The following is a 25,856-nucleotide window of genomic DNA, read 5'->3' as shown; positions in this document are numbered from 1 at the left end:
TCTGACGGCTATAGTTTGTCTTATTGCTTGTTTATTATTTGTTTTTGATACTATGTCTGCAACCACAGGTGATTTAGCATATATGCATTAGTGATGGGTTCTTGATTTTTATTGCGGACAATAGATTTCACGCTTTAATTCAATGTAGTTGCAAGATTCCAAAATTTGAATGGTAGCGTTGCCCCACAAATGTTACGGACACGAATAAGACGGCTCTAACCCTTTCTTTCCACAGTTAGAATTCAATATTATAAAAATTTAGTTTTCCAAATTAACCTTTAAAACATATACCATGAACACATTACAAAACATAAAAGAGATTTACCATGAAGGATTTAAAAATTTAGGCAGCATGATTGTAAAAAACTATTTCAAGGCGTTCGCCTGGTTTGGTTTCGCCATGTATGCTGTAGTGCTTTACGCATTCGTATTTCGGGTAGCGACCGGATTTTCCTTTGATTAGGGCTCCATACTTTTAGTTATATTTCGAGAGAAACCCGAAGGTTCAACCTTCGGGTTTTTTATTTTGGCTCTATAAATATGACAGGTTTTTAAACAAAGGAAAAAAGGTTAACGGGAGAAGGATTTGTTTGAGCTCCCCAATTTTGATTATGGATGTAAAAAGAAAATCGATAGTAAAGCTGATCGGGTTTGAACCGAAAGTGCTATCGTTCTTACAGGTCGTTTTACTGAGTCTGAACAAGTAAGTTTGAGAAAACGGCCGTTAATTTCTTTGTGAAATGTGCAGGAATTGAAACTTTTGTATTGCATAAATTTTCGATGAGACGTATTTACCCGGCTTTGTCCCGATGGCCTTTTTTGTAAACTGTTTTAAAGCTTCTTTCAGTACCCCGCTGGTGCCGGGAAGAACGCTGGGCACTCCACTTGAATTTAAACAACCCTTTAAAGTAGACGCTTTTAAATTTTAAGATTCTACTACGGAATCCAATGTTTTCAAGTAAATCCGTAGTCGCACTTTAAAGTAAGAAAAATCCTATTCGACTACAGTAACTGGTGATCCATCGAAAATCTCCCGAATTATCTTGATATCAGTCTTAACTTTACAGTATTGTTAAACCCCAAATCTCTTTAACATGAAAAAATTAGAAATATTAATTCCCTCGATTTCCACTCTAGTAGCCTTTATTTGTAGCGCTGGTTACCTTTTATATGTCTTTAACACATTGTATTCTACGACCGGGCAATTCCTCTAGCAAGGTGATTTGGATGCTATATGAACCCAATGATGCATTACCTGCTTTAATTTAATAAATGTTAAAGCAACGAGATTTAGACGGCATGACCAGCCCAAAAAAGTTATAGACACAAATAAAAAGGCTTTATCCATTCGTTTTCATAATGCGAATGAATTTTCTGAAAAATTAGTTTTTACCAACTTAAACCCTTAAAACATATACTATGAACACCCTACAAAACATAAGAGAGATTTACCATGAAGGATTTAAAAATTTAGGCAGCATGATTGTAAAAAACTATTTCAAGGCGTTCGCCTGGTTTGGTTTCGCCATGTATGCTGTAGTGCTTTACGCATTCGTATTTCGGGTAGCGACCGGATTTTCCTTCGATTAGGATTTCATTATTTTAGTTATATTTCGGCAGAACTCCCTGAGGATATTCCTTGGGGAGTTTATGTATTGCGGTATAGGGTAATTAGGCAAAGCAATCACTATTTTTGAATGCCTAACTTGAAAATGTGTAGATAATTTCATGTTTAGTTGTTTATTTCGCATTTTTAGTCTAATTAATACTATTCTTTGAAAATGTAGGTAACTACGACCAAAAGTTAAAGTATCTTCGTATATTATTATGAGTGGTATTGCCAAAAAGTGCATTATAGCATTTTTATTAAATTAGGGTTTAAAAAAAGATTAAGAGAACCCCATATGTGATTCGACAATATGAGTAAGACTGAAGATTATAAGGGTATAGATGTACTTTTAATAGAAGACGATCCAATTGCAAATTCGCTGGTTACAATTGCCCTTCGGCAATTGGGCGTGATGGACGTGAATGCTGTTGAAAACGGATTGGAGGCGCTAGAGTTTCTAGATAGTAATAGGCCTGATCTCATCTTTTTGGATATTAATATGCCTGAGATGAACGGCTTTGAATTTTTGAGCTTTATTGAAGAGAATGATTTTATTCTTGAATCATCGATAGTGATGCTCACATCGTCGGTTCTTACACGTGATAAAACAAAAGCTATGGAGTTTTCATGCGTGGTAGACTACATTGAAAAGCCCATGAATAGGGATAGGATGGAAAGTGTATTGATTAAAATATTGGAAAAAAAGAAGTAATCTAATCTATTCCGGTGGTTTGAATTTAGAAATGCAAATAATCGGATAATAGTGGGGTTATAATTTCTTCTATCTAAATTGAAGCGCTTTCATTTGAAAACGATTATTCCTTTTTCTTTGATCAATTAAATCTTTTTGGCAGATTCCCTATCCAGAAATAATACTGTTTCTTGATGTTTGCGTAAAATAGTTGCGGGGCACTCGGTGCCGATTTGGGCGTAGAGGGTGTCATATACTGCATTGGCCTTTCTTTCATCGGGTACCACACAGCTAATAGCCTTGCAGCCCATTATTGCCGGTATAGTCAGGGTGAGGGCATGCGTGGGCACATCTTCGAAGGTAGGAAACCATCCCTCGCCCAATTGTTGGTTTCTACAGGCTTCATCGAGTTTGACCACTTTTACTAATTTTGGATCTTCAAAATCGGCTACTGGTGGATCGTTGAAGGCGATATGACCATTCTCTCCGATACCGATACAGGCAATGTCTATGGGATGCTTTTCAAGTTCTGTGGAATAATGGGCCATTTCCTTTTCAAGGTCTTCGGCATCGCCGTTTAAAAAATAAATTTTCTTTGGTTTTACCTGATCAAGTATGCGCTCACGTAGATATTTTCTGAAACTGGCCGGATGGTCATCGGAAATACCCTTGTACTCGTCTAGATGGAATACCGTGATTTGCTGCCAATCAATATCCCTTTCCTTTAGGGCTTCCAAGAACGGAAACTGCGAGGCGCCCGTTGCGAGAATAAGATTTGCCGATCCTCTTTGAGCAATGGCCGCGTGCAATTTATCTTGTACGAAATCGGCCGCTGCGACACCCATCTCAGAGGGCTCACCGTAAACGGATACTTTTAGTTTATCGATGGTCAAAGTATTTTTCATTCTATGCTTTTAAAGGTGTTGATTACAAAAATTCAGTAAGGGCAAAATAGGTGGTAATTAGCGAGAATAGAATCACGGCAATAATGCCAATGTTCAGTTTAGTACCGGCGGTATATTCATTCATCAGCTTTTTCCTGTTGATTAGTATAAAGATCGGTATCGCCACCGCCGGCAGTATGCATGCCTGAAAGGCCTGTGAAAATACCATGAGGGCCGGAGGCCTTTTCTCTAGGAAAACGGTACCGAAGGCGAAGAGCAGCGCGATAAAGATCAGCCAACGCGAGAGCGGCGAATGTATGTCCCTCGGCGTTCCCCTATAATCGGACACTAACCAAGGAGCGATCAAAACGATGGGGAATATGGTCGAAAGACCCGCCCCGGCGATACCGATGATCAGCATAAAGGCCGCCGCCTTGCCCCCGATCGGTTCGAAGAGCTCGATCATCTCGACGGTGTTCTCCAGTTTCAAACCGGATACATAGAGCGTTCCGGCGGCAACGGCCATGATCACCCCGCTCAAGAGCAGCATCATGGAGGCCGATACGAACGAATCTTTCTTTTCTTTTTTAAGATCTCCGATGCCCCAGCCTTTTTCGGCGACCACGGTACTGCGCATGATAAAGACCGCCGCGGAGCAGGTTGTGCCGGTTATTGCCGCGATTAGGCCCAATGCCCCTGGCGTATTCGGTATGCCCGGGACGGCCCCTTTCGCTATGGCCATTAAGTCTGGATCGACCATGATAAAGACCACGATAAAGGAAATGCCCATGAGCACCACCAATACCGTCAGTATTTTTTCGAAGAGCTGGTAGCGGCCGAACCATAGCAGAAAATAAAGGATGATCGAGAAAAAGAGGATGATCCAAAACGTACTGACGATGAGTCCATCGAAGGCCAGTCTGATGCCTTCCTGTACGAGGTCGGCGACTATGCCCATGACCCCCATCAATGCGAGCAGTTCACCGATGATCAGCGCTATGATGATATATAGTGAGAGCATCCAGCCATATTTGAACTCGCTCTTGAAATTGAAAAGGGCGGTCTTGCCCGTTACCAAGGTGACCTTGCCATAGGTGACCATCAACACATAGGTGAATATACAGGATAGAATAAGTGCCCAGAAAAGGCCCATGCCGTGTTCGGCGCCCGTTTTTGCCATGGTGGTCACGCTTCCGGTGCCGATATTATAGCCGATCAAAAACAGGCCGGGGCCGATGGCGCTCAGCGCAAGGATAATTTTTGTAGGTATGGATCTATTTTTCATAAGCTAATCTTGAGAGTATACCAATTGTCCTGAGACATAGGTCTTTTTAATCGTCATTTGGTTGTTTTCCATCGTAAAAACGATGAGGTCGGCACGTTTGCCCTGTTCGATTGATCCGATATCCTTTAGCGCAAAAAGTTCGGCAGGGTTGGTGCTGGCCATCCGTATGCCTTCTTTCAGGGTGCACTGTGTATAGTCCATCATGACCCCGACGCATTTGCTGATGGGCGAGGCGGCACCGGCCAATACATTCTCTTTGGGCAATTTGACCACGTTGGGCGTCAATAACAGGGTGCGCTCGCCACGGGTGTATTCACCAGGAGGCAGACCTGCCAAATCGAGGGCATCGGATACCAGAATTGTATTTTCAACGCCTTTGGCCTTATAAAAACTACGCACCTCTTCTTTTGTCAAGTGGAAACCATCGGCAATGATACTGGTCGTAATCGCATCGTTGGAGAGCTGTGGCCATAAGGGGTTATGGTGCCGGTTTATCTCGTTGGCGCAACCGTTGCCCAGATGTGTTGCCATTCTCGCTCCCGCATCGACGGCCTTCTGCACATCGGAGGCAGAACCGTTATGGTGCCCTAGTGACACGACGACCCCGCTGTCGACACATTTTCTGATGAAGTCGATGGCTCCTTTAAGCTCAGGGGCAAGCGTAATCAAGACGATACCGTTGTCGGCCGCTTTTTGTATGGCCTGGAATTCTTCCCAGTCGGGATCTTTGATATATTTTTCCAAGTGGGCTCCTCGGAAGCCCTTGATAGGTGAGATATAGGGGCCCTCAAGATGGAAACCGGGAATGGACATGCCGATCTCGGGGTCTTTTCTGGCTTCTGCCAAAATGGCGAAGTTTTTCTTGATCAGGGCGATATCACTGGTTATGATGGTCGGAAAATAAGAGGTTACCCCTGCCTTCCAAAGTGCCTTGGTGGCCTTTTTGACCCCTTCGACAGTCAGGTCGGGGCCCGAAAAATCGATGCCCATATAGCCGTTGATCTGCACATCGATTAGGCCCGGGGCCACATAAGACCTGGAATCCGGTCCGGTGTCCGCAGTCCGTTCTATACCGATAATACTATCCCCAGAAAGTGTAACGGAGACCGTACCGCCATCCGAATAAAGTATGCCTTTTACCATAGTATTTTCGTTTGATTCAATGGGCGTCAGAAGCACCGATCCGGCAAAAAGTAATGTAGCTAGAATTTTCATTATCAATATTTTGTTTAGTACCTGTTATTTTGGACTTGGTGTTATCTCACGGATTTTTATGTTTTTGAACCAAGCATCGTCCTTATGGTTCTGCAAGACGATGTGTCCGCTGCGTTTGTCTATAAAATTTCTATAGTCATTGTATTTGCTCATTTTAAACAACGAATCAAGGTGCTTCGAACCGAATTCGTATTCCAACACTTTTATACCGTTAAGCCAATGCTCCGCATGGTTGCCGTTAATAAGAATACGGCTAGAGTTAAACGTTCCTACAGGATTGGTTTTAGCATTCTTAGGGGGAACCATATCGTAAAGACTACCCGTGTATTGGGTCGGTTTGAGTTTGCCTGCATAAAGCGTGTCGGCATCATCGAGTAGTTGATATTCAAATCCTAAAGCGGAGTATTGTGAACCGTGCTTTTGAGAGAAGGCTTCAGATACATTATACTTGAGCCCCGTATTCCCTGCCTTTAATATCTTCCACTCAAAATACAGTTCGTAGTTAGCATAGGTTTTAATAGTGATCAAATCGCCACCTTCAAAAGCCTTGCCGTCTGGCAACGGCGCGACTTCTTCACTGTTTAGTTTTCGTATCGTACCATTGTCAATTTTCCAAAGCTCGTTTTGAACATCATTGCGTCCCATACCACGCCAACCGTCGAAAGTTTTTCCGTCGAACAGCAATTTCCAGCCCTTGTTTATTTCGCTGTCGGAAAGAGTGTTATCCTCTTTATTAATTGCTTGGTGCGCTAGGTCTTGCGACTTTTTTGCGACACTCTCTTTACAACTGGATAACAGCAATGTCAGCAATAGCATTAAAAAAGAAAAACAAGTTGGTTTGAATAGGGTTGAAATCATATTAAGCCATTACCGTTTCCCATTTTCCTGAATTCGAGGAATTATAAAGTGCTTCCAATACCGCAACACCATGTATAATACTTTCATGACTTCTCGGCTCAACCCCGCTTTCGAACATTTTGACCATATCGGTATAGGTTTTGTCAGGTTCTACTTTTTCCACGCGTGATTTTAATTCAACAATACCTTCATCGGTCTCAATAAAAGTCTGCCATCCGTATTTTTTGGAGGTGATTATCAGGGTCGCCATCATTCCATTTTCAAAAACCAAGCTGGCCGTACTATTCAAATTGTCTTTCTCATTTTTATTGATTCTGGCCGAAACTACTTTTTCATCGAACAAATAAATAAGAGGTTCTACCATATGTACGCCGTAAAAGTAAATCCCTCCGTAGATGGAATTGAGGTCAGCTTTGCCATAGCAGGTTATTTGATTAATGTCTTTTATTTCTGCGACTTGTTTTCTCATGTCATCGGTTGCAAAGCTATGGGCGATGGAACTGTACGACGTAACAGGAGTTCCAACCGCTCTGGCCATTTTGAGAAATTTTTTCGCTGCTTCGCTGCTAAAACAAAAGGGCTTATCTATAAAGGTAGGGACACCGGCCTTGACAAAGGGGGTCGCTGCTTCTAAATGCATATCACCACGACGGTGATCTACAATCAAGGCATCTATTTTGCCCATCATTTCCTTTTGGTCTTTTACAATAATAGGAATAGCCCCTTTTTCTTTGGTCTTTTGGGCAAATTCATCTTTTTCTCCCCAGATGTATTTGACTTCGAATCCCGGAAACGCCTTATCGACGTTGAACATTTTTCCAAAATGAATCGAATGAGAGTTTTCCGCTCCAATAATGCCTATGACTTTAGGTTTTACCATGGTAATCTTCTTTTGTCTTCGTTGTGAAAATATCGGGGCAGGTAGTGATAGAGCCAAGGTAGATAGCGCACTGGCTTTGCCAATTTTTTTTATAAATGTTCTTCTTGATTTCATATAGATCCTTGTATTGTTAGAATGTCGTTAAGAAAGTTTCATTTCCCAACCCGGCTCATACGAACGGCTCCAAAGCTTCTGTGCGTTTTCGTCGTCAATGATATGTCCGTTTTCGGGGTTTATATCCAATGATCGTCCTACCCGTTGTGAAATGTTCCCTAGCTGGACTAACAAGGTGCTTTTGTGGCCTGAATCTATATCGGCATGTAGTTTAGTTCCATTTGTAATGGCATCGAACATGTTTTGAATGTGATAGGCATCTAAATTCTTGGCAGGATTACTCTTGTTTCGGGCATCGATTTCTTCACTGGGTTTCACCTCTTTTACGACTGCACCATCTAAGTCGAAAATGGTATGACTGTCACCGCTGGGAATAAACAGACTTCCATTTTCCCCATAAAATATTACCCCGACGGAACTTCCTTCGATTTTTTTGCCATTACAGCTTCTACCTTCCCACGACATTGATAAATCATCACCGAAATCAAGATTAATTATTTGGGTATCGGGAGCTTCCCAATCGTCTTTATAACGATATCGACCACCATTCGAGCTAACTTTTGTGGGGAAATCAACGTTCATGCCCCATCGCAAAAGATCGATCATATGTGTACCGTTGTTCAAAGCCTCCCCCGTTCCCCAGTGCCAAAGCCAATGCCAATTATAGTGTACAATATTGTCTTTATAATTTTTGCGGGGAGCTGGTCCTTGCCAAAGGTCCCAATTCAACCAATCGGGAGCTTGTACTTCTTTGCCTACCCCGATCGAGGCTCGGTTGTTGGTGTACCAAGATTTGCCAAAATATACCCGGCCTATGGCCCCATTTTTTACAGCTTCTATACCTGCCACCACATTGGGCCATGAACGACGCTGGTTTCCCATTTGAATAACTTTACCATATTTGTTAGCTGCGCTGACCAAAATTTCACCTTCCTTTGGGTTATGGCTACAAGGTTTTTCGACATATACATGTTTTCCAGCTTCCATGGCCAATAAAGAGGCGGGGGCATGCCAATGATCAGGTGCGGCAATGACCAGGGCATCAACATCTTTGCTCTCCAGTGATTTTCTGAAGTCTTCAAATGTTTTTACTTTTCTGTTTTGGCGTTCTTTAACAGCAGACAAGCACTTCGCTATAGCCCGGCTATCTACATCGCACACATGAATAACATTACAGTTTTCTTGGCTTGCAAAGTTTTGGGCCAGTGCATTTCCACGACTGTTTACCCCCATCATGGAAACATTGATTTTTTTGTTGGCCCCAACAATCTGGCCATAGCTTTTGGCCGTGAACCCGGGCAGTACGCCACCAGCCACGAATAGTGCCGAACTGGCAGCGGTTTTCTTTATAAACTTGCGTCGTGAATTCTCATTTTTGCCCATCCCTTTACTTTTTGTATTATTCTTGTGAAATTGGTAAGTAACCTATCGAATAGCTAGTTAATTGATTTGAAATTTATGTATTTTTTTGACTTTAAGCTAAAAATATAGCCAATTAGTTTTGAAAGCTTTACGTAGAATATTCAAATTATGTTATCGATTACATTTTTTAAAACGGCACCAAAAAGTGTATCGGGTTGTAACACAAATATTTATCACTGTTCTGTTGAAACTGGAAGGGGAATTTTATTAGTTGAATTTTTAAAGGCCCCTAGAGCGATTTCTGAGAGGAAGATAGAATTAATGGTAGCCACAGCAAGACAAAAAGGATTAGGCTTAATATATTTGCTTTCTCAATTGGATTTAAGATGATTCGGAATATTATTTTTTTGTTTGTAATATTTTATGGGATGCAGAATGCACTCATTGCCCAAGTAGCTGTTAAGGGAGAGGTTAGGGATTTGAAGGGAGAACCCCTTTTAGGTGCCCATGTAGCCCTTCAACCTTCAAATCATTTTGGCACCACAGATTTACAGGGTTTTTTTAATATACCTGAGGTCTCCGAAGGCAATTATATTTTAACGATAACGTACCTTGGAGCCAAGACCTACAGTGAAACTATTACGGTCGGAAAGGAAGAACTCGACCTTTCATTTATTCTGGAGGACGACTTACTCAATCTACAAAATGTAGTAGTGACCGGAACTTTCGATCCGCGAACACAATTAGAATCGAGTACGGCAATAACCACTTTAGAGTCCGGGGCTTTACAGATGACATTTCCTAGAGGTGCGGCCGACCTTCTTCAGGCTATTCCTGGAACCTTTACCGATCCGTCTGCAGGCGAGGTCTTTACCAAAGTATATGCTCGAGGCATATCGGCTTCCGCTGAAGATGATATGGGATGGTATTACGTTTCTTTACAGGAGGATGGTCTTCCCGTCAGCTTAGTACAACATTCTTATTATTCTCCTGAAATCTTTCAACGTGTCGATTTGACTACAGAAAAGGTAGAGGCTATACGGGGAGGAAGTGCTGCTATCACAGCGCTGAACGGGCCAGGGGGAATCTATAATTTTATTTCTCATGGACCTAGAGATAAATTCGGTGGCGAAATACAGGTTCAAGGAGGTATGCAAGGGGAGGGTAATCCACTATACCGAATCGATGGAAATGTTGGTGGGCCGTTGGGTAGCGGCTGGTTCTTCAATGCCGGTGGCCACTATCGCCACGATGATGGCGCCCGCGATGTTGATTTTACGTTTAGCAAAGGAGGTCAGTTTAGGGCAAACGTCATTAAAAAAACAAAGAGTGGTTATTTTAAGTTTTATGCCAAGGCATTGGATGATTTTACCAACAGATGGACGGGCGTTGCTGCAATAGATTGGGATAATCCCCGTGCCGCATTTGAGCAGGACTTTAATACCACGGCTTTATTGATGCCCAGTTTTAACGCCAATGTTCCCGATGGTCGACGACTCGAGGAAAAGGCTACGAATAGTTTTGATCCTTCCCAAGGACTTCATGCCCAAGATAGAGCTTTTGGAGTCGATATTTTACAAGACCTCGGAAATGAATGGTCGTTGCGGTTCGCTATAAAGTATGCCCATAAAAATGCAAACTGGCAGACTTCCATCAGTAATGCTTTTGTTTCATTGAACGATCCCTTGGCTTATTTCATAAGCGGAGCGCAGTTTCCTATTGGGCAGGTGGTTTTCAGCGACGCTCGATCGGGAATGGAACTGGCCCGTTTGAACAATAGTGGAATTTTGGCCGGTGAATCCATACAATATTTAGGACAAGGCACCTTACCCAATGACGCTATTATGGGAACCGCTTCATGGTTAAAACAGAATAGTACTGATGAACTTGTCAACCAATTGACCGTTCGGAAAAAAACTGAAAATCATGATTTGACCATGGGTCTGGCCTCTGGTTTCGCTGACACCTCATTATTTACTCAGGGGAGTTTTGGTTATGTTACCTATGAACCTAACCCCAGAATGTTGGAAGTGACTCTTGAAAATCCAGGAGACCCTGTTCTTTCCTTGTCAGATACCCATGGGTTAAGTAATTATGGGGGATTGTTTTATGATGTTTCCCAAGCCGATGTGAACCAAATCGCAGCCTTTCTCAATGACCGCTGGGAAATTGAAGATGGATTACATCTAGATATGGGGCTACGTTATGAAACTATCGGTCACAAAGGGTCGAAAGATCGATCGGCGCCTTATCAAGGTGATGGTGGTTATGACGGTGACCCGACCACGGCCTACGATAATGGAATACTCACTTCTACTGGGGAACAAGATCTTTTTGATTATAATTACAGCTATCTTTCTTATTCCGCCGGATTAAATTATCGCTTGCAGGAAACAGCAGCAATTTTTACCCGTTTTTCATCAGGGAATAAGGCTCCCGAACTGAATTACTACTTTAATAATTTTTCAAATGTACCGATTAACCAAAAAGGGGAGGTTCAAAAAATCAAACAAGCTGAAATTGGCCTAAAATGGAACCAAGCGAATTTTTCCTTTACCACAACTGCCTTTTGGAGCCAATTAAAAGATATTGGAATTGCCGGTTTTGAATTCGATCCTGAGGGTGGCAGCGTTTTTTATACCCCGGTGCAGTTCAATAACTCACGTACCATAGGCATGGAGTGGGAGAGTGCTTACACGCCCGTTACGTCATTAACTTTTAGGTTTAATGGTACCCTGCAGAATCCGATCGCCACAAAATGGACCGTTTATGATGCTGGGGGAACGGTAGATGTCGCTGATGATGGTACCACCGATTTTTCCAATAATCAGCTTCCTTTTAATCCGAAATTGATGTTCAACCTCAGTGCAGAATACCATAAAAATAGATTCAATACCTTTTTGAAATGGCAGTTTATGGGTGAGCGGGAAGGCAATGTTGCCAATGCCTTTCAATTGCCAGCATATAGTATTTTTAATTTGGGAATTGGCTATGCCATTAACAAACATCTTTCGGCCGATGTCTTGGTAACCAATCTATTTAATTCGGAAGGCTTGGCAAATTTCTTTGGAGCCAACAGTTTTGGGGCAAGTGCGAATGGGGCTACACGCGAGTTTATTCAAGATAATCCGGATGCCAGCTTCGTCGTGGTGCCTGTGCTGCCAAGAGGGGCATTGTTGAAATTGGGATATCGGTTTTAGAACAATAGGATGCCTTTTGTTAGTATAGGGTACGGTCATTTTTAGCATCCCATGCTTGAAAAACAGTCAGGGCTTCGTTTCGTAAGACTTGTTCGAAAGGAATTTTGCGATCCTCCATATCGACCATAAGCTCATCATAAATAAATTGATCATCGAAGTCAATATTGGCGGCATCTTGGCGATTACAAGCATAAACGACGCGAGTTGGACGAGCCCAATAAATGGCTCCCAAACACATCGGGCAGGGTTCGCAAGAGGTGTAGATAGTACAGCCCTCAAGCTGGAACGAAGAAAGTTTTTCGCAGGCCTTTCGAATGGCAACTACTTCGGCGTGGGCAGTGGGGTCGTTCTTTGTAGTAACGTTGTTGTTGCCTTCAGCAATAATCGAATTATTCTTTACGATGACCGCACCGAAAGGGCCACCTAAATTATTGTCCATTCCTTCATGGGCCAATTGTATGGCCCGTCTCATAAATTTTTTGTCATCGGATGCCATTTTTTCTAATTTTTGTGAGGTTAACTTGTTTTTCTTCAGAAGGGCTATTGAAAAAATAATAACACCAGATTTGACTTCGTTTTGGTTCCTTCAAAGTTGAGTGGTGGTTTGCGGTCAATGAATAAATTTATGAAATTTTCGGTAAGCCTTGCTGTCGGCCATCACAAAATAAGATTTCACTGTTTAATTAAACCAAACGGCATAGCGTTTTCGGCGTAGCTCGAGCGCTAAGGCTTTTTCCATTTTTAGGGCTTCGGCCCTTGTGTTCAACGGTTTGATATGGTTGTAAAGACTTGGGCGTAGATAAGAACCGTAGGTTTTGACAATCTTCGATGATAGATTGAAGCCCTTTTTATTGATGTAGCCCGATTTATGCTGTTCAAAACGCTCTTTTGGAGTTTTACTGGTCATCCCGACATATAAACATTCAAGTACCCCATTGAATTGCGGGTTGGCTTCACGAAATCGTCTGTGCTCTGTAAATACCCGTTTTGATAGTTCTATAACATAAATGTGGTATTGAGACTTGGGCATTATTTGATTAAATAGTTCTTAGAATGAATTAATTTGTCTTCAAAGTGTCAACTTTTCGGCAGGGATATTTTTAATGATGATTTTTATAAATTCGGATCTGTCATAGGGTTTATGTATGATATCGTTAATACCCGAGTTCGTAATTTCTACCCTCATTTCGTCAAGCTCAACAGCGGTCAGTGCTATTATAGGAATATTTTTATCGAACTCCCGTATCATAACCGCTGCTTCCATTCCATTTATTTTAGGCATATTGATGTCCATCAATATTAAGTCATATTTATATAGGCGACTCATTTCAACCGCTTGTTTCCCATCATCGGCAAGACTTGATTTTACGTTGTACTTGTCCAGTATTTTTTGAGTTATTTTTTGATTTATTTTGTTGTCGTCTACTATTAAAATATGTTTGTCACCACTCAGTTTAGTATCGTCGGTATCGGCTGACTTACTAGTTTCATCGTCGCTTTCTTCGTATTGATGGTCGTTTTTCTTCAGATTTATTGAGAAGTTGAACTCCGAGCCATGTTCGGGGGCACTTTTGAGGTGAATCTTACTATTGTAAAGCTTTAATAACTTTTTAACGATGGCCAAACCAAGCCCGGTTCCCTTATAGCTATGATTTGCGTTTTCTACTTGCGTAAACTCATGAAATATTACTTCCTGCTTGTCAATAGGAATACCAGGACCATCATCTTTGATGGTGAAACGGGTCTTATAAGAGCCTTTTTTTGAAACCGATATCAGGTTTAGGGTTATCCATACGTTTCCTTCTTTCGTGAATTTTAAGGCATTTCCAACCAAATTCATCAATATTTGAGAAAGTCTAACAGGGTCACCAATTAATGAATTGGGTATGTTTTTATCTATTTGTACGTGCAACTTATTGTTGCTTTGTTGTAGACTATATTCGAAAGAGCGGGTAATGCTATGGATTAAGGAGTCTAATTTATAAGGCTTTTTTGACAGTTTTATAGCTTCGGCATCCATTTTACTGATAAGTAAAACTTCGTTTATTAGCGCCAATAAATAGTCTGCCGAAAATTTAAGGGATTCAAGATCTTCTTCATACGCTTTTAGCTTCGGGTCTTCTTTTAAAAGTGTTGATATCCCAATTACCCCATATAATGGAGTACGCAATTCATGACTCACCGTGGATAGAAACTTGGTCTGTACTTTCGAAAGTTTTTCGGCTTTCTCCTTGGCAACGATTAACTCTTCATTGTAATTTTTCAAGTGATCGATATATCTTCTTCTTGTTCTGAAAAACAGGAAAAAGCCTAGCAAGGCAATTATGAGAATTATCGTTGCTACAATAAGAATAGCTGTAAGCGTATCGGAATATTCTTTTTCATTTATTACAGTCCTTAAATCATTCTGGGCTTGTTTCAAATCAAATTTCGCCCTTGCCTTTTCCGTTTCTTCTATTTTTTCCAGTGTATAGGCCTTTTGCTTATAATGGTTATATTTCTCTAAGCTTAAAAAGGCATTTTTGGGTTCATCGGTTTTATAATATACTTCTGCCAAGTTATTATAAACTTCGATGGCCAGATCCGTGATAGAATCGTTGTCTATTTCTTCGGTAATGGATTCAAGTTGCTTTTTTGCCAGATCATAATCTTTTATGGCATGGTAATATTTACCAAATAATAGTTCTATGTATAGTTTGTTCAGCGGGTCTATTTTTTTCTTTTCTGAAATTGAGTCCGCCTTGCTCAGTATGGTGTGAGCCTCTTGAAATTGCTGATTGTCAATGTAGGTCCAGGCTAAACTGATGTAAATTAGATAAAGTTGATCTACGTCTTTTAGCCTTTCATTGATGGCAATGCTTTCTTTGAAAAAGTGTATGGCTTTGTCATATGTTTTTTTATTGTCAGAATATAGTATTGCTAGGTTTAATGAACCCCAGGCAATAAGACTATCGACTTTTGTAGCCCGTGCTATTTCCAGGGCTTTCTCAGAGAAAATTCTGCCTTGTACGCTATCATCGGTTTCAGAATAGATGCCTCCTAAAATATCATAGGCCAAAAAACTATGGTAATCATCATGGTATTCTCGGCTTTTATCAATGAGGATAGATGCATATTTAATGGCATCTTTATAGTTATATACTTCGTAGGCGCGATTTGACTGGTCTATGAGCGACCGGAGCGTGTCTTTTTGGTGATCAAGAATATTTTGCGCTGTTAAAAGAGGTATGTTGAAAACAAAGAAAAGTATAAATATGAATCTTTTGATTTTCATTAGGGGGCGATTGGGCATTCATGAAACAGCGGTGATTCGACCATTCGGAACAGCTAAGATAGTAATTGCTTTACGATTTGATAAGATATTATAGTGTAGGAATCGATTAAAGGGCTTGATATGTGGTTCCCGAGAGGCAAAAAACGACGCATACGTGCGCCGTTTTTACTTTATGAATGTGTCTGTTTACTTCTCCCATTCGGTATGAAAAATACCTTCTTGATCTAAGCGCTCATAGGTATGCGAACCAAAATAATCGCGTTGTGCCTGAATCAAATTCAGCGGTAAACGACTTGAGGTGTAGGCATCAAAATAGGTAAGGGAGTTGGAGAGACCTGGCAAGGGAATTCCATTTGTGGCCGCATAGGCGACCAACGACCGAGTGGATCCCACCGTGCTTTGCACTTTTTCAATAAAAGAAGGAGATAGTAAAAGGTTAGGTACGTTCTTATCTTTTTGAAAGGCTTCGGTGATATCGGCCAAGAGGCCGGCACGAATGATGCAGCCTGCACGCCATATTTTTGCAATAACGGCAATATCCAATTCATAACCATATTCTTTCGAAGCATCTGCCAATTGGTGCAATCCTTGGGCATATGTCACAATGAACGAGAAATACAGGGCTTCTTCGGCCATTCGAACCAATTCGGTTTTGTCGATGGTCTCTGGTGACGGACGGTCATAAAGCTCATCGGCTTGTACTCGTTCGTCTTTTAATGCCGAGATTTCGCGCATACTTACGGCAATATCGATAGATGGAATGGGTATGCCCAAGTCCATGGCATTTTGGGATGTCCATTTTCCGGTACCTTTTTGTTTTGCCTTGTCGAGAATTTTATCTACAAGACGGCCGTCGCCCAGGTCATCTTCTTGTTCAAATATTTCAGAGGTAATTTCTACTAAGAATGACTGCAGCCGGCCTTTGTTCCATGTCGAAAAAGTCTGATGCAATTCATCATTGTTCAAATTTCCGGCTTTTTTGAGTATATCGTAAACTTCAGAGGTTAACTGCATGAGTCCGTACTCGATGCCATTATGTACCATTTTTACATAATTACCGGCCGATTTAGGCCCTAGGTATGCTACACAAGGTTCACCGTTATACTTGGCTGAAACGGCCTCGAAGATGGGTTGTACTTCTTTATAGGCTTCTCGGTTTCCACCAGGCATAATACTTGGCCCCAAACGGGCGCCTTTCGCACCACCAGAAACTCCTGCGCCGAAAAAGTGAATGCCCTTTTCCTGTAAGTAAGTTTCCCGTCGGTCGGTATCTGTGAAAAAAGAGTTGCCTCCATCGATAATCAAATCATCAGCGTCTATATGGGGCAATAGACTTTCTATTACTGCATCTACAATTTTCCCGGCAGGAACCAAAAGCATTATTTTTCTGGGTCGAGCCAATGATTGTACAAAAGTATTTAGGTCTGTTGTGGCATCGACTTTCTCTAAATCACCACCTTCTTCTTTTAAAGCATCGACCTTTTCGGTATCAAGATCATAGCCGAAAGCCGTAAAACCATTGTCGGCGACGTTCAGTATAAAATTGCGCCCCATAACCCCGAGACCTACCAATCCAAAATCGTAATTGTTATTTTTCATACGTTTTAATCCTTATTAATTACTTGAATAAAATAGTATTCGTTTGCAGTGATATCATGATATTTTTTGATGGCGTGCTAATTATTGAGATGATCGGTATCTGTGTTTTAATATTCTTGAATACAAACAGTAGTTTGAGCAGCACTAACTTTTAGCCCATACTTTTGTGAACAAGAGATTTTCTTTGATTATAAAACAGCCATCGAACCTGAGTCATGATGTTTCAAGTTCAAAAATATGGTAAATAATCAATTTTGTAACCATTCTTTGACGAAACTCCGCAAGCTTGGCAATATTTGCAAACGGCTTTGAAATCATTCAATAATTTTTTTTTGTCCGTTTTTGCGCCTAACTTCGCTGAAATTTTTGCGTAACTTTTATCTAAATATGACGCAGAAACGCTAATAATTCTTTGCTAAACAAACTCTCGGGTTTTACGATTTATAAGAACACATGAACAAAACAGATAATCAAATGCTTGTCATTTTCGGCGCATCAGGTGACTTGACCGCCCGAAAATTGATTCCCGCACTTTTTAATTTATATAAAGGCGGACACTTGCCCGAAAAATTCGTGGTGCTTGGTGTTAGCCGTAGCGATTTAAGCGATAGGGAGTTTAGAAAAAAAGTGGTGAATGAGAGTAAATATTTAAAAGAACGGGTAGGGAAAGAAGCAAACGGCTTTATTGAAACTTTTGCCAACAAGCTATTTTACGAAGATTTAGGAAGCGATTACGATACCAAGTACCAAAGACTCGAAAATAGAATCTCCGATTTGAATACAAAATATGGTACCGACGAAAATTATATTTTTTACCTGTCGACACCTCCCAGCCTGTATGAGGTTATAGCAAAAAGCCTTTCGGAGGAAGGACTCAATAACGAGGAAAAGGGATGGAAACGGTTGATTGTCGAAAAGCCATTTGGCTACAACCTTGACAGTGCAAGAAAATTGAACGAAGGTTTACACCACTATTTTCAAGAGACGCAGATTTATCGCATTGATCATTACCTGGGAAAGGAAACCGTGCAGAATTTATTGGTGACCCGGTTCGCCAACAGTATTTTCGAACCATTATGGAATCGCAATTACATTCATCATGTAGAGATTACCAATGCCGAAAGGGTAGGAGTCGAGAAAAGAGGTGGTTATTACGATAAATCGGGAGCACTTCGTGACATGTTCCAGAACCATTTATTGCAAATAGTTTCGCTAGTAGTAATGGAGCCGCCAATTGGTCCTGGGGCAGAGGAGATTCGCAACGAAAAGGTAAAGGCCTTAAAATCGCTGCGCAAGATGACCGATGAGAAAACATTGTTTGACAATACTATTCGGGCGCAATATGTAAGCTCGGTAGTCGACGGTGAAAAAGTACCTGGTTATCGCGAAGAAGAAGGGGTAGACCCCAATTCTACGACCGAGACTTATGCGGCCATTAAATTTTTTGTTGACAATTGGCGCTGGGCCGATGTACCGTTTTATGTTCGTACTGCAAAGCGCATGCCGACCAAGGTGACAGAGGTTGTTATTCATTTTAAATCGCCCCACCATCAAATTTTTAAAGATTCGGGAATGGATAGTAAGGATAATAAGTTGATCATACGTATTCAGCCCGACGAAGGAATTTTAATCAAATTTGGGGTGAAGGTACCAGGTCAGGGCTTTAAGGTAGAGCGTGCCAATCTCGATTTTTATTATTCCAGTTTGGTAGAGAAACATGTGATGGAAGCCTATGAACGCCTTCTTTTAGACGCCATGCAGGGCGATGCCACTTTGTACGCAAGGGCGGATGAGGTCGAGGCGGCCTGGGAATTCGTAGATCCTATTTTGAATTATTGGAAGAATGGGGAAAACGTAACAACTTATGGATACTCTGCCGGGGTATGGGGACCCAAAAATTCTGATGACTTAATTGATGGAAACCATATGTGGAGGAATCCGGAAGAACAATTGGCAGATGATCCAGGTTTTTGTGTAATTTGCTGATAACCAGTTTAATTTTGGTGAATAGGCTTTGCGACTGAAAGCCGGTCAATGGTATGTTTGATGTACTTTGACGGCAATTTCGTTTTACTGCCTTTTCTATATTCGGAATCTTAACCCAATGATACTATAAAGAAATGCAACTACATACTTACGATACCAAACAGCAAGTCGCTGAAGCTTTTTCAAAATATTTAACTGAATTTATAGCTTCTCGACCAGAAGTGCATGTGGCGCTTTCAGGAGGAAGCACCCCAAAAATTGTTTTCGATAAATTGGCAGCAGACTATGCAACATCCATCGATTGGAAAAAGGTACATCTGTATTGGGGCGATGAACGCTGTGTACCACCAGCCGATGATGATAGCAACTATAAAATGACGGTGGCACATTTGATTTCCAAAATTGATATCCCCGAGGAAAATATCCACCGGATCAAAGGTGAAAACGACCCCAAAGAAGAGGCGCAACGTTATGGTAAGGTATTGCAGCATAAATTACCAAAGGGGGGCAATGATATTCCCCAGTTTGATTTGGTCATCTTGGGGATGGGCGATGATGGACATACGGCTTCCATTTTCCCCCATGAAATTGAGTTATGGCATTCAGATTTAAATTGTACAGTGGCAATTCACCCCGATTCTGGACAGAAAAGAGTGTCTATAACAGGCAAAATTATTAATAATTCGGAAGCTGTTGCTTTTTTGGTGACCGGAGATAGCAAGACAGAAAAAGTTAAGGAAATTATCAACAAAACCGGAGATTTCGAAAAATATCCTGCCAGTTTGGTAGCTCCTGAATCTGAAAATCTACATTGGTTTCTAGACGCCGCAGCTGCGAAAGGTGTTAACTGAGGGAAAGTTTGATATTCTCCCCTTCCAAAAACTTCATGTGTTCTTCTATTTTGAATTTGGAGGAATCGAATTGGGTATCTCTTGAAAAGGCTTCCTCTTTTCGGCGTTTACTCCGTGCAAATCGTCTTACACCTTCTTCGTCCTCTACCAACAGACCGGGTACGGTCATACCTTTTCCGTGCTCATCTTTGGCGACCATCGTAAAATAGGAAGAATTACAATGACGCTTGGTACCTGTGGTAATGTTTTCCGATTCTACGCGTACCCCTACCACCATTGAGGTTCTTCCTGTATAATTGATCGAAGCCTTCAATGTAATCAGTTCGCCTACTTCAACGGGGTGTAAAAAATCGACCCGGTTTACCGAAGCTGTTACGCAATAACGTTGTGAATGCTTTGAAGCACAGGCAAAGGCGATCTGGTCCATAAGATTTAAAATATGGCCTCCATGCACCTTGCCCCCAAAATTCGAATGGGAGGGAAGCATCAGTTCTGTAATCGAGACCTTCGATTCATGCGCTGTTTTAAATTTTTCCATGCTTTATTTTCTAAAATGCGGTGATTGTTCTTTTTGCACGTCGGTTATGAAGTATTTGCTATCTCCCAACCAAAAAAATGTCGCGAAGCGCTCTGTATACCCAACCTTTACGTATTCTCCCTGATATTCCTTTAGCTTTTCGATAACATCTTGGTCTTTATCCAATACCGAAAAAGAGAATATCTGCGCTCCTGAGATACCTTGACTGATTTCTCCTTCCCAAGTTTTAATAATTACCCCCTTGTTGCTTATTTTGATCAGTTCTCCCGAGCGTACTCCCTCGCTATAAGGAACGAAGTAAATAATGGCGTAGTAAACAACCAGCAATGTCAACAGGCTTCCGATGACGATAAATAGTATTTTTTTCATATAAAAAGTATAAGTGTTCTGTTTTTAGGCGATCTAAAAGCCAGCTATGAGGTTTCCTCGATTTCCTCAAAATCGTCTTCCTTGGCCCTTTTTAAAATAGGGTCGGGAATAGATTTTTTTGCTTTGGCGCCCATTTTCTTCAGTTTTTCAATACTGATAACGATATTTCCACGGCCTTCGACCAACTTGTTCATGGCTCCTTTGTATTCTGATTTTGCCTCGTCCATCTTTTTGCCCACCTTGGTCAAATCAGCTATAAAACCCTCGAATTTATCATATAAAGCGCCCGCTTGACGTGCAATTTCAATTGCATTACGCTGTTGTTTTTCATTGTTCCACATGCTGTCGATGGTACGTAAGGTAGCCAATAGCGTCGAGGGGGTAACGATTATGATGTTCCGTTCAAAAGCCTTATTATATAATGTGCTGTCGTTGTTTATAGCAATTGCAAAGGCAGGCTCTATCGGTACGAACATCAATACGAAATCAGGACTTTCCATTTCGTAGAGGTCCTCATATTTTTTGGCGGATAACTGGTCTACATGTCTTCTGAGGGAATTGATATGGTCTTTCAAAAATTTATCCCTTTGGTCATCTTCGGCATTAACAAAACGTTCGTAATCGGTCAATGAGACTTTAGAATCGACGATCATTTTTTTGCCATCGGGCAGGTTGATGATCACATCGGGAAGTACCCGTGTACCATCTTCACGGGTAAAACTCTGTTGCACCGAATACTCACGGTCTTTTTCAAGTCCTGATTTTTCAAGAACCCGCTCGAGTACCAGTTCGCCCCAGTTGCCTTGCATTTTGCTATCGCCTTTCAAGGCTTTGGTCAAATTTTCTGCCTCTTGGGTGATTTTCAAGTTTTGCGTCTGCAAGTTTAACAGCTGCTCTTTTAATGCCGAATGAATGCTAATATTCTCCTTTTGGCTTTCTTCGACCTTCTTTTCGAAGAGCTGAATTTTTTCGTTTAAGGGCGTAAGAATGTCTTTGATATTCTTTTCGTTACGCTCGGTAAATTTTGAACTCTTCTCTTCCAGTATTTTATTGGCAAGGTTTTCAAATTCTTTGGTGAATTTCTCCTGAAGTTTTTCTACTTCTTCTTTTTGCTCCCTGTTCTTTAACTGTAAATTTTCCAAGTCGGCCTGATAGCGTACGATCTGATTGCCCAATTGTTCTTTTTCGGTCTGTAGGTGCAGTTTATGCTCTTCCGCATCGCGCAACCTTCCATCCAATATGGTAAGATTGTTGTGTAATTGCTGCTCACGTTCTTCGAGTGCGCTCTGGCTTGACTTGGTTTTTAAGCTTTGGATGTAATTTCCTAGAAAAAAGCCCAGTATAAGGCAAACCAATCCAATTAAAAGATATATCAAATATTCGTTCATTTGGTGCACTAGTGTTTGGAGTAAAGATAAGTGTTTGACTTTAAAAATAGGATATCCCCGCAGGCTACTTTTCTATCTTAAAAGAACCGGTCTTGGCATCGAACGAAACCGTATCGGCCGGAAATAAACGTTCAAAGGCCCGTTGTTCGATAAGTTTACAGGGCGGCCCGAAGGTATGGGCCGTAGGGTCAAGCAAAAGCATGGTGTCGCATATCTGAATCGCCATTTCAATTTCATGACTGGTAAAAACAACGGTTTTTTTGGTCTCGTGGGCGATAGACTTTAATACTTTAAGAATTTGAACTTTATGATACAGGTCGAGATGGGTAGTGGGCTCATCCAATAAAATAACGGCAGTATCTTGGGCAAGGGCACGAGCAATCATCGCCCGTTGTAGCTGGCCATCACTTAGTTCATAGCATTTTTTATGTTGTAGGGCTTCCAGCTCCAACATCCAAATGGCGGTTTTTATTTTTGATTTATCGTCATCGTTCAGAGTGCCTACCCAATTGGTATAGGGCTGTCTTCCCAAGGCTACCAATTCTTCTACGGTCATGTTCTTTGAGGCAATGGGTTCGGTTAGCACTACACTAATTTCGGCCGCGAGGGCCATGGGGCTATAGTTTGCCAAATTTTTTCCATTGAGAAACACTTCTCCCGATAATTGGGGCTGTACTTTGCCCAAGGTACGCAGTAAGGTCGATTTACCAGCACCATTAACCCCAACGATGGCCATAAGTTCTCCCTGGCCCAAAGCGAAGTTAATGTTCGAGGCAACACTGTTCCGCGCTTTTTTCGTTCGGTAACCGACCGTCAGTTGACACGCTTCCAAGATGCTATTTTTAGAGGTGTTATTAATGGACTTACGTTTATGCGTTAAATACCTTTGTTTGTGCAACTGTGGGTTAAAATACCATTTTGCGTTTTCGAACCAGCAACCATATGACTACCGGGGCCCCTAAAATACTGGTAATTGCATTAATGGGCAAAACATTGGCCGACCCGGGCAATTGAGCTACCGTGTCGCAAAGTAGCATTAAAATCGCTCCATATATTAAAACCGCCGGTAATAGAATTCTGTGGTCGGTGGTATTGAATATTTGTCGTGTCAAATGGGGTACGGCTAAACCTATAAAGGCAATGGGTCCTGCAAATGCAGTAATTCCACCTGCAAGTATTCCTGTTGCAATGATGATGTAAAACCGTGATTTCTTAAGATTAACGCCCAAGCTTTGGGCATAATTTTCCCCCAATAAAAGCGCATTCAACGATTTTGCAGAAACTAAACTCAGTATTGTTCCTATAAAGATAATACCTAGCAGAAGGGATAATTGTGACCAAGATAGATTGCCCACACTGCCAAACGACCAATAGATATATTGTTGCAGTTTCTCCGCATCTGTAAAATAGGAAAGTACACTTACAATGGCCGCGGTGATGCTCCCGAACATAAGCCCGATAATCAATAGGGTCATGGTGTCTTTTACGCGTGATGCGACCACCATGACCGCCATTAGCACCAAAAAACTTCCAATACTGGCCGCAATGGCAAGTGATACATCGTTTACGAAGCTGAAAATAGAGAGTCCGGAAAATAATGATGCCCCCATGATGAGTAATGCGGCCCCTAGACTGGCACCGGAACTGATGCCCAGTACAAAGGGACCTGCTAAGGGATTTCGAAATAGGGTCTGCATCAGCAGTCCGCTTAACGCCAGTCCGCTTCCCACAAGTATGGCGGTAAATGCTTTTGGAATTCTATAGTTCCAAAGAATATAGTCCCAAGAAGTATTTTCTAGAGTTCCACCAAAAAGTGAAGTAAAGGTCTCTTCCAATGGAATGCTGACCGATCCCAAACTAATATTGATGCCCGTGCAAAGCAACAAGGCGACAAATAAAAGGATGAAATTAAGTCGATATGTGTTAGCGCTTCCCAATTAGTCCAAGGGCTTAAAAAAGAAAAGTTGATGTTCGGGCAACAATTCAGGATGTAAAATATGGATAAGGTCTTTCAATACCAAATCGGGTCGTTGTGGTGCGAGTTCATAGTATAACAATCCACCAGTATCTCCCATAGTTTTGGCAAACGTAAAGACACGTTTGTTCTTAAAAGCGCCGAACTGCTGGTAATGGCGATTGGCCTCTTTCATATTTTGGTACGAGGTGAACTGTGATGGCGAGACCCAAAATTGGGCATTTTGAGCCTTTTCCAATACACTTTCGATACTTAGGGAGAGGCTTCCCGTTTCCTCGGTAGCCGACCATAAATAATTGCTGTTGGCATCTTTTAAAAACTGGGCCGCCCAGCTTTTTCCACCTGGCATGTACCAAACGTCTTTGTAGAGGGCACCGCTAAAGACCGTCGGGTTTGATGTGCTTTTTTTAGCCAATTCTTTTGCTTCGGTATACGAGGTTTCGATACCCTTGAAAATACTATCGGCCTTACGTTCCATTTGGAAAAATGGAGCAAAGAATTTTATCCACTCCGCTTTGCCCAATGGGGTTTCCTCCGTCCAGTCGCCATTATAAACCACAGGAATGTTGGAGCGCTGTAGGGTTTCGTAGGCACTGTTTTGATTATTAATTGAGAAACCAACCACCAGATCAGGCTGTAGTTCCAAGGTCATTTCGGTATTTAACGCTTCGTTACTGCCCAATTCCTTAATTTCTCCGGAAGCGATACGTTCTCGTGTAGTTTTAGAGGAAATATAATCGGTATTCGGAAACCCGACCAACCGATTTTCGACACCCAAAGCCTCCAAGGCCGGAATATGGGTTGTTGAGGTGGCAACGATTCGCTCTACCGGAACCGAAACAATGGCATCGTATGCCGCTTTGTTCAAGGTGATGGTAGCCAACTTTTCCTTCGGAATCAAAGCGTAAGTGAATGCTGCCCCTGCATTCGGCCAAGGCGAGGTTATCGTAATGACGGTAACACCCGATGCCTCCTTTACTATGGTAAACCCCTTGGCGTAACCAAGTGTCTTTACAATAGCCTCGTTTTTTGTAGGCAGTTGCTGCTTTTGTTGTTTACATCCTATAATAGATAGCAGCACGATAAATACAGCGGTCGTAAGAAAGCGAATTTTGGTCTTATCCATTAATTTGAATCGATCTGATGAACATTTGTTTTACGGGATAAAGGTACAGTCTTTATTTTCCAACCGAAAGATGGTTTTCCGATTATTGCTTGGCACCCCTATAATTAATCTAGTGTTGGTTTCCCTGTGAAAACCACTTTTTATTATATTTGCGCCTTTAAAAAAACTGTTATGAAGTATGCCCTGATTATTTTCGTTTGTACACTTTTTGTTTCCTGTAACGATTCTGAAGAAACGGATTATACCGTAAAAAACGATTTGGAAATTCAAGAATATATCGCTGCCAATAATTTGAACGCCGAAAAAAGTGCCACGGGATTGTACTATGTTATCAACGAGGAAGGTACGGGTGAACAGCCGACGGCAACTTCAGATGTGACCGTGGCCTACAAAGGGTATTTTACCGATAAGGCAGTGTTTGATCAAAGTGATGCCGAGGGGATCTCTTTTAACTTACAACAAGTGATTGCTGGTTGGACGGAGGGGATCACCTATTTCAAAGAGGGTGGCAATGGTATTCTTTTGGTGCCATCGAGCTTGGGCTACGGCAGTTCTGGTCGGGCAGGTATACCTGGTGGCTCTGTACTTATTTTCGAGGTTAATTTAGTCTCCGTTAATTAAAATTATCAATTTCTTTTACATACAAAACACC

General features: G+C 41.6%; 23 protein-coding genes. 7 read left to right on the top strand and 16 right to left on the bottom strand.

Going from position 1 to position 25,856, the window contains the following annotated elements:
- Nucleotides 1–292 precede the first annotated feature (292 nt).
- The 3 genes from AACZ88_RS11800 (at nt 293) to AACZ88_RS11790 (ending at nt 2,321) form a co-directional block, all read left to right on the top strand.
- Nucleotides 293–463 (top strand): DUF6747 family protein, encoded by a 171-nt coding sequence (locus AACZ88_RS11800; RefSeq protein ID WP_339710356.1) that lies wholly within the window; start codon nt 293–295, stop codon nt 461–463.
- Between the two features lie 956 nt (nt 464–1,419).
- A complete protein-coding gene (locus tag AACZ88_RS11795) occupies nt 1,420–1,590 on the top strand; it encodes a DUF6747 family protein (RefSeq protein ID WP_339710353.1) in 171 nt (56 codons plus the stop codon).
- 329 nt (nt 1,591–1,919) lie between these two features.
- Nucleotides 1,920–2,321, top strand: a complete 402-nt coding sequence (locus AACZ88_RS11790; protein WP_339710350.1) for a response regulator — start codon at nt 1,920–1,922, stop codon at nt 2,319–2,321.
- A gap of 125 nt (nt 2,322–2,446) precedes the next feature.
- On the opposite strand, the gene AACZ88_RS11785 is transcribed toward AACZ88_RS11790, so the two are convergent.
- Genes AACZ88_RS11785 through AACZ88_RS11760 form a run of 6 tightly spaced genes read right to left on the bottom strand, consistent with a single transcriptional unit; the run spans nt 2,447 to nt 8,919 of the window.
- A complete protein-coding gene (locus AACZ88_RS11785; RefSeq protein WP_339710348.1) occupies nt 2,447–3,205 on the bottom strand; it encodes a glucosamine-6-phosphate deaminase in 759 nt (252 codons plus the stop codon).
- 22 nt (nt 3,206–3,227) lie between these two features.
- On the bottom strand, nt 3,228–4,469 hold the full coding sequence (locus tag AACZ88_RS11780; RefSeq protein ID WP_339710346.1) for an Nramp family divalent metal transporter: 1,242 nt from the start codon (nt 4,467–4,469) through the stop codon (nt 3,228–3,230).
- A 3-nt stretch (nt 4,470–4,472) separates the two neighbouring features.
- The gene (gene nagA / locus AACZ88_RS11775) at nt 4,473–5,684 is read right to left on the bottom strand and encodes an N-acetylglucosamine-6-phosphate deacetylase (protein ID WP_339710343.1); all 1,212 of its coding nucleotides are present in this window, start codon (nt 5,682–5,684) and stop codon (nt 4,473–4,475) included.
- 24 nt (nt 5,685–5,708) lie between these two features.
- Nucleotides 5,709–6,542, bottom strand: coding sequence for a DUF1080 domain-containing protein (locus AACZ88_RS11770; RefSeq protein ID WP_339710341.1), 834 nt, complete (start codon nt 6,540–6,542; stop codon nt 5,709–5,711).
- Nucleotide 6,543: 1 nt separating this feature from the next.
- Nucleotides 6,544–7,536: a Gfo/Idh/MocA family oxidoreductase gene (locus tag AACZ88_RS11765; protein ID WP_339710338.1), complete on the bottom strand. Its 993-nt coding sequence runs from the start codon at nt 7,534–7,536 to the stop codon at nt 6,544–6,546.
- A 27-nt stretch (nt 7,537–7,563) separates the two neighbouring features.
- Complete coding sequence (locus AACZ88_RS11760; RefSeq protein WP_339710335.1) at nt 7,564–8,919, bottom strand: Gfo/Idh/MocA family oxidoreductase; 1,356 nt, start codon at nt 8,917–8,919, stop codon at nt 7,564–7,566.
- A 407-nt stretch (nt 8,920–9,326) separates the two neighbouring features.
- Here AACZ88_RS11760 and AACZ88_RS11755 point away from each other — a divergent pair, with 407 nt between their 5' ends.
- Complete coding sequence (locus AACZ88_RS11755) at nt 9,327–12,098, top strand: TonB-dependent receptor (RefSeq protein ID WP_339710333.1); 2,772 nt, start codon at nt 9,327–9,329, stop codon at nt 12,096–12,098.
- Nucleotides 12,099–12,117: 19 nt separating this feature from the next.
- Here the strand turns inward: AACZ88_RS11755 and AACZ88_RS11750 are convergent, their stop codons facing one another.
- From AACZ88_RS11750 to gndA, 4 genes are all read right to left on the bottom strand, one after another.
- Nucleotides 12,118–12,594: a nucleoside deaminase gene (locus AACZ88_RS11750; RefSeq protein WP_339710330.1), complete on the bottom strand. Its 477-nt coding sequence runs from the start codon at nt 12,592–12,594 to the stop codon at nt 12,118–12,120.
- A gap of 183 nt (nt 12,595–12,777) precedes the next feature.
- Entirely contained in the window at nt 12,778–13,128 is a 351-nt protein-coding gene (locus tag AACZ88_RS11745) for a ribose-5-phosphate isomerase (RefSeq protein WP_339710328.1), read from the bottom strand.
- Between the two features lie 39 nt (nt 13,129–13,167).
- Nucleotides 13,168–15,372: an ATP-binding protein gene (locus AACZ88_RS11740; protein ID WP_339710326.1), complete on the bottom strand. Its 2,205-nt coding sequence runs from the start codon at nt 15,370–15,372 to the stop codon at nt 13,168–13,170.
- 186 nt (nt 15,373–15,558) lie between these two features.
- Nucleotides 15,559–16,971: an NADP-dependent phosphogluconate dehydrogenase gene (gene gndA / locus AACZ88_RS11735; protein ID WP_339710323.1), complete on the bottom strand. Its 1,413-nt coding sequence runs from the start codon at nt 16,969–16,971 to the stop codon at nt 15,559–15,561.
- Nucleotides 16,972–17,424: 453 nt separating this feature from the next.
- Between gndA and zwf the strand changes: the two genes are divergently transcribed.
- Together zwf and pgl are read left to right on the top strand one after the other, a co-directional pair.
- Nucleotides 17,425–18,957, top strand: a complete 1,533-nt coding sequence (zwf, locus tag AACZ88_RS11730; RefSeq protein WP_339710320.1) for a glucose-6-phosphate dehydrogenase — start codon at nt 17,425–17,427, stop codon at nt 18,955–18,957.
- 134 nt (nt 18,958–19,091) lie between these two features.
- Nucleotides 19,092–19,808 (top strand): 6-phosphogluconolactonase, encoded by a 717-nt coding sequence (pgl, locus tag AACZ88_RS11725; RefSeq protein WP_339710318.1) that lies wholly within the window; start codon nt 19,092–19,094, stop codon nt 19,806–19,808.
- On the opposite strand, the gene AACZ88_RS11720 is transcribed toward pgl, so the two are convergent.
- The 6 genes from AACZ88_RS11720 to AACZ88_RS11695 form a co-directional block, all read right to left on the bottom strand.
- A complete protein-coding gene (locus tag AACZ88_RS11720; protein WP_339710316.1) occupies nt 19,801–20,346 on the bottom strand; it encodes an acyl-CoA thioesterase in 546 nt (181 codons plus the stop codon). The genes pgl and AACZ88_RS11720 overlap by 8 nt on opposite strands.
- Before the next feature lie 3 nt (nt 20,347–20,349).
- Nucleotides 20,350–20,715, bottom strand: coding sequence for a 6-phosphogluconate dehydrogenase (locus tag AACZ88_RS11715; protein WP_339710313.1), 366 nt, complete (start codon nt 20,713–20,715; stop codon nt 20,350–20,352).
- A 44-nt stretch (nt 20,716–20,759) separates the two neighbouring features.
- Entirely contained in the window at nt 20,760–22,103 is a 1,344-nt protein-coding gene (gene rmuC / locus AACZ88_RS11710; protein WP_339710310.1) for a DNA recombination protein RmuC, read from the bottom strand.
- Between the two features lie 64 nt (nt 22,104–22,167).
- Nucleotides 22,168–22,935 carry an ABC transporter ATP-binding protein gene (locus tag AACZ88_RS11705; RefSeq protein WP_339710307.1) on the bottom strand — a complete coding sequence of 256 codons (768 nt, stop codon included), beginning with the start codon at nt 22,933–22,935 and terminating at the stop codon, nt 22,168–22,170.
- Nucleotides 22,936–23,008: 73 nt separating this feature from the next.
- Nucleotides 23,009–24,040 carry an iron ABC transporter permease gene (locus tag AACZ88_RS11700; RefSeq protein ID WP_339710304.1) on the bottom strand — a complete coding sequence of 344 codons (1,032 nt, stop codon included), beginning with the start codon at nt 24,038–24,040 and terminating at the stop codon, nt 23,009–23,011.
- A complete protein-coding gene (locus tag AACZ88_RS11695; protein WP_339710301.1) occupies nt 24,041–25,204 on the bottom strand; it encodes an ABC transporter substrate-binding protein in 1,164 nt (387 codons plus the stop codon).
- A gap of 171 nt (nt 25,205–25,375) precedes the next feature.
- Here AACZ88_RS11695 and AACZ88_RS11690 point away from each other — a divergent pair, with 171 nt between their 5' ends.
- Nucleotides 25,376–25,825 (top strand): FKBP-type peptidyl-prolyl cis-trans isomerase, encoded by a 450-nt coding sequence (locus AACZ88_RS11690; protein WP_339710298.1) that lies wholly within the window; start codon nt 25,376–25,378, stop codon nt 25,823–25,825.
- Nucleotides 25,826–25,856 lie beyond the last annotated feature (31 nt).

Source organism: uncultured Kriegella sp. (assembly GCF_963975415.1).
GTDB lineage: Bacteria > Bacteroidota > Bacteroidia > Flavobacteriales > Flavobacteriaceae > Kriegella.
The sequence above is the reverse complement of the archived record's forward strand: the minus strand, read 5'-3'. Positions and strand labels throughout refer to the sequence as shown.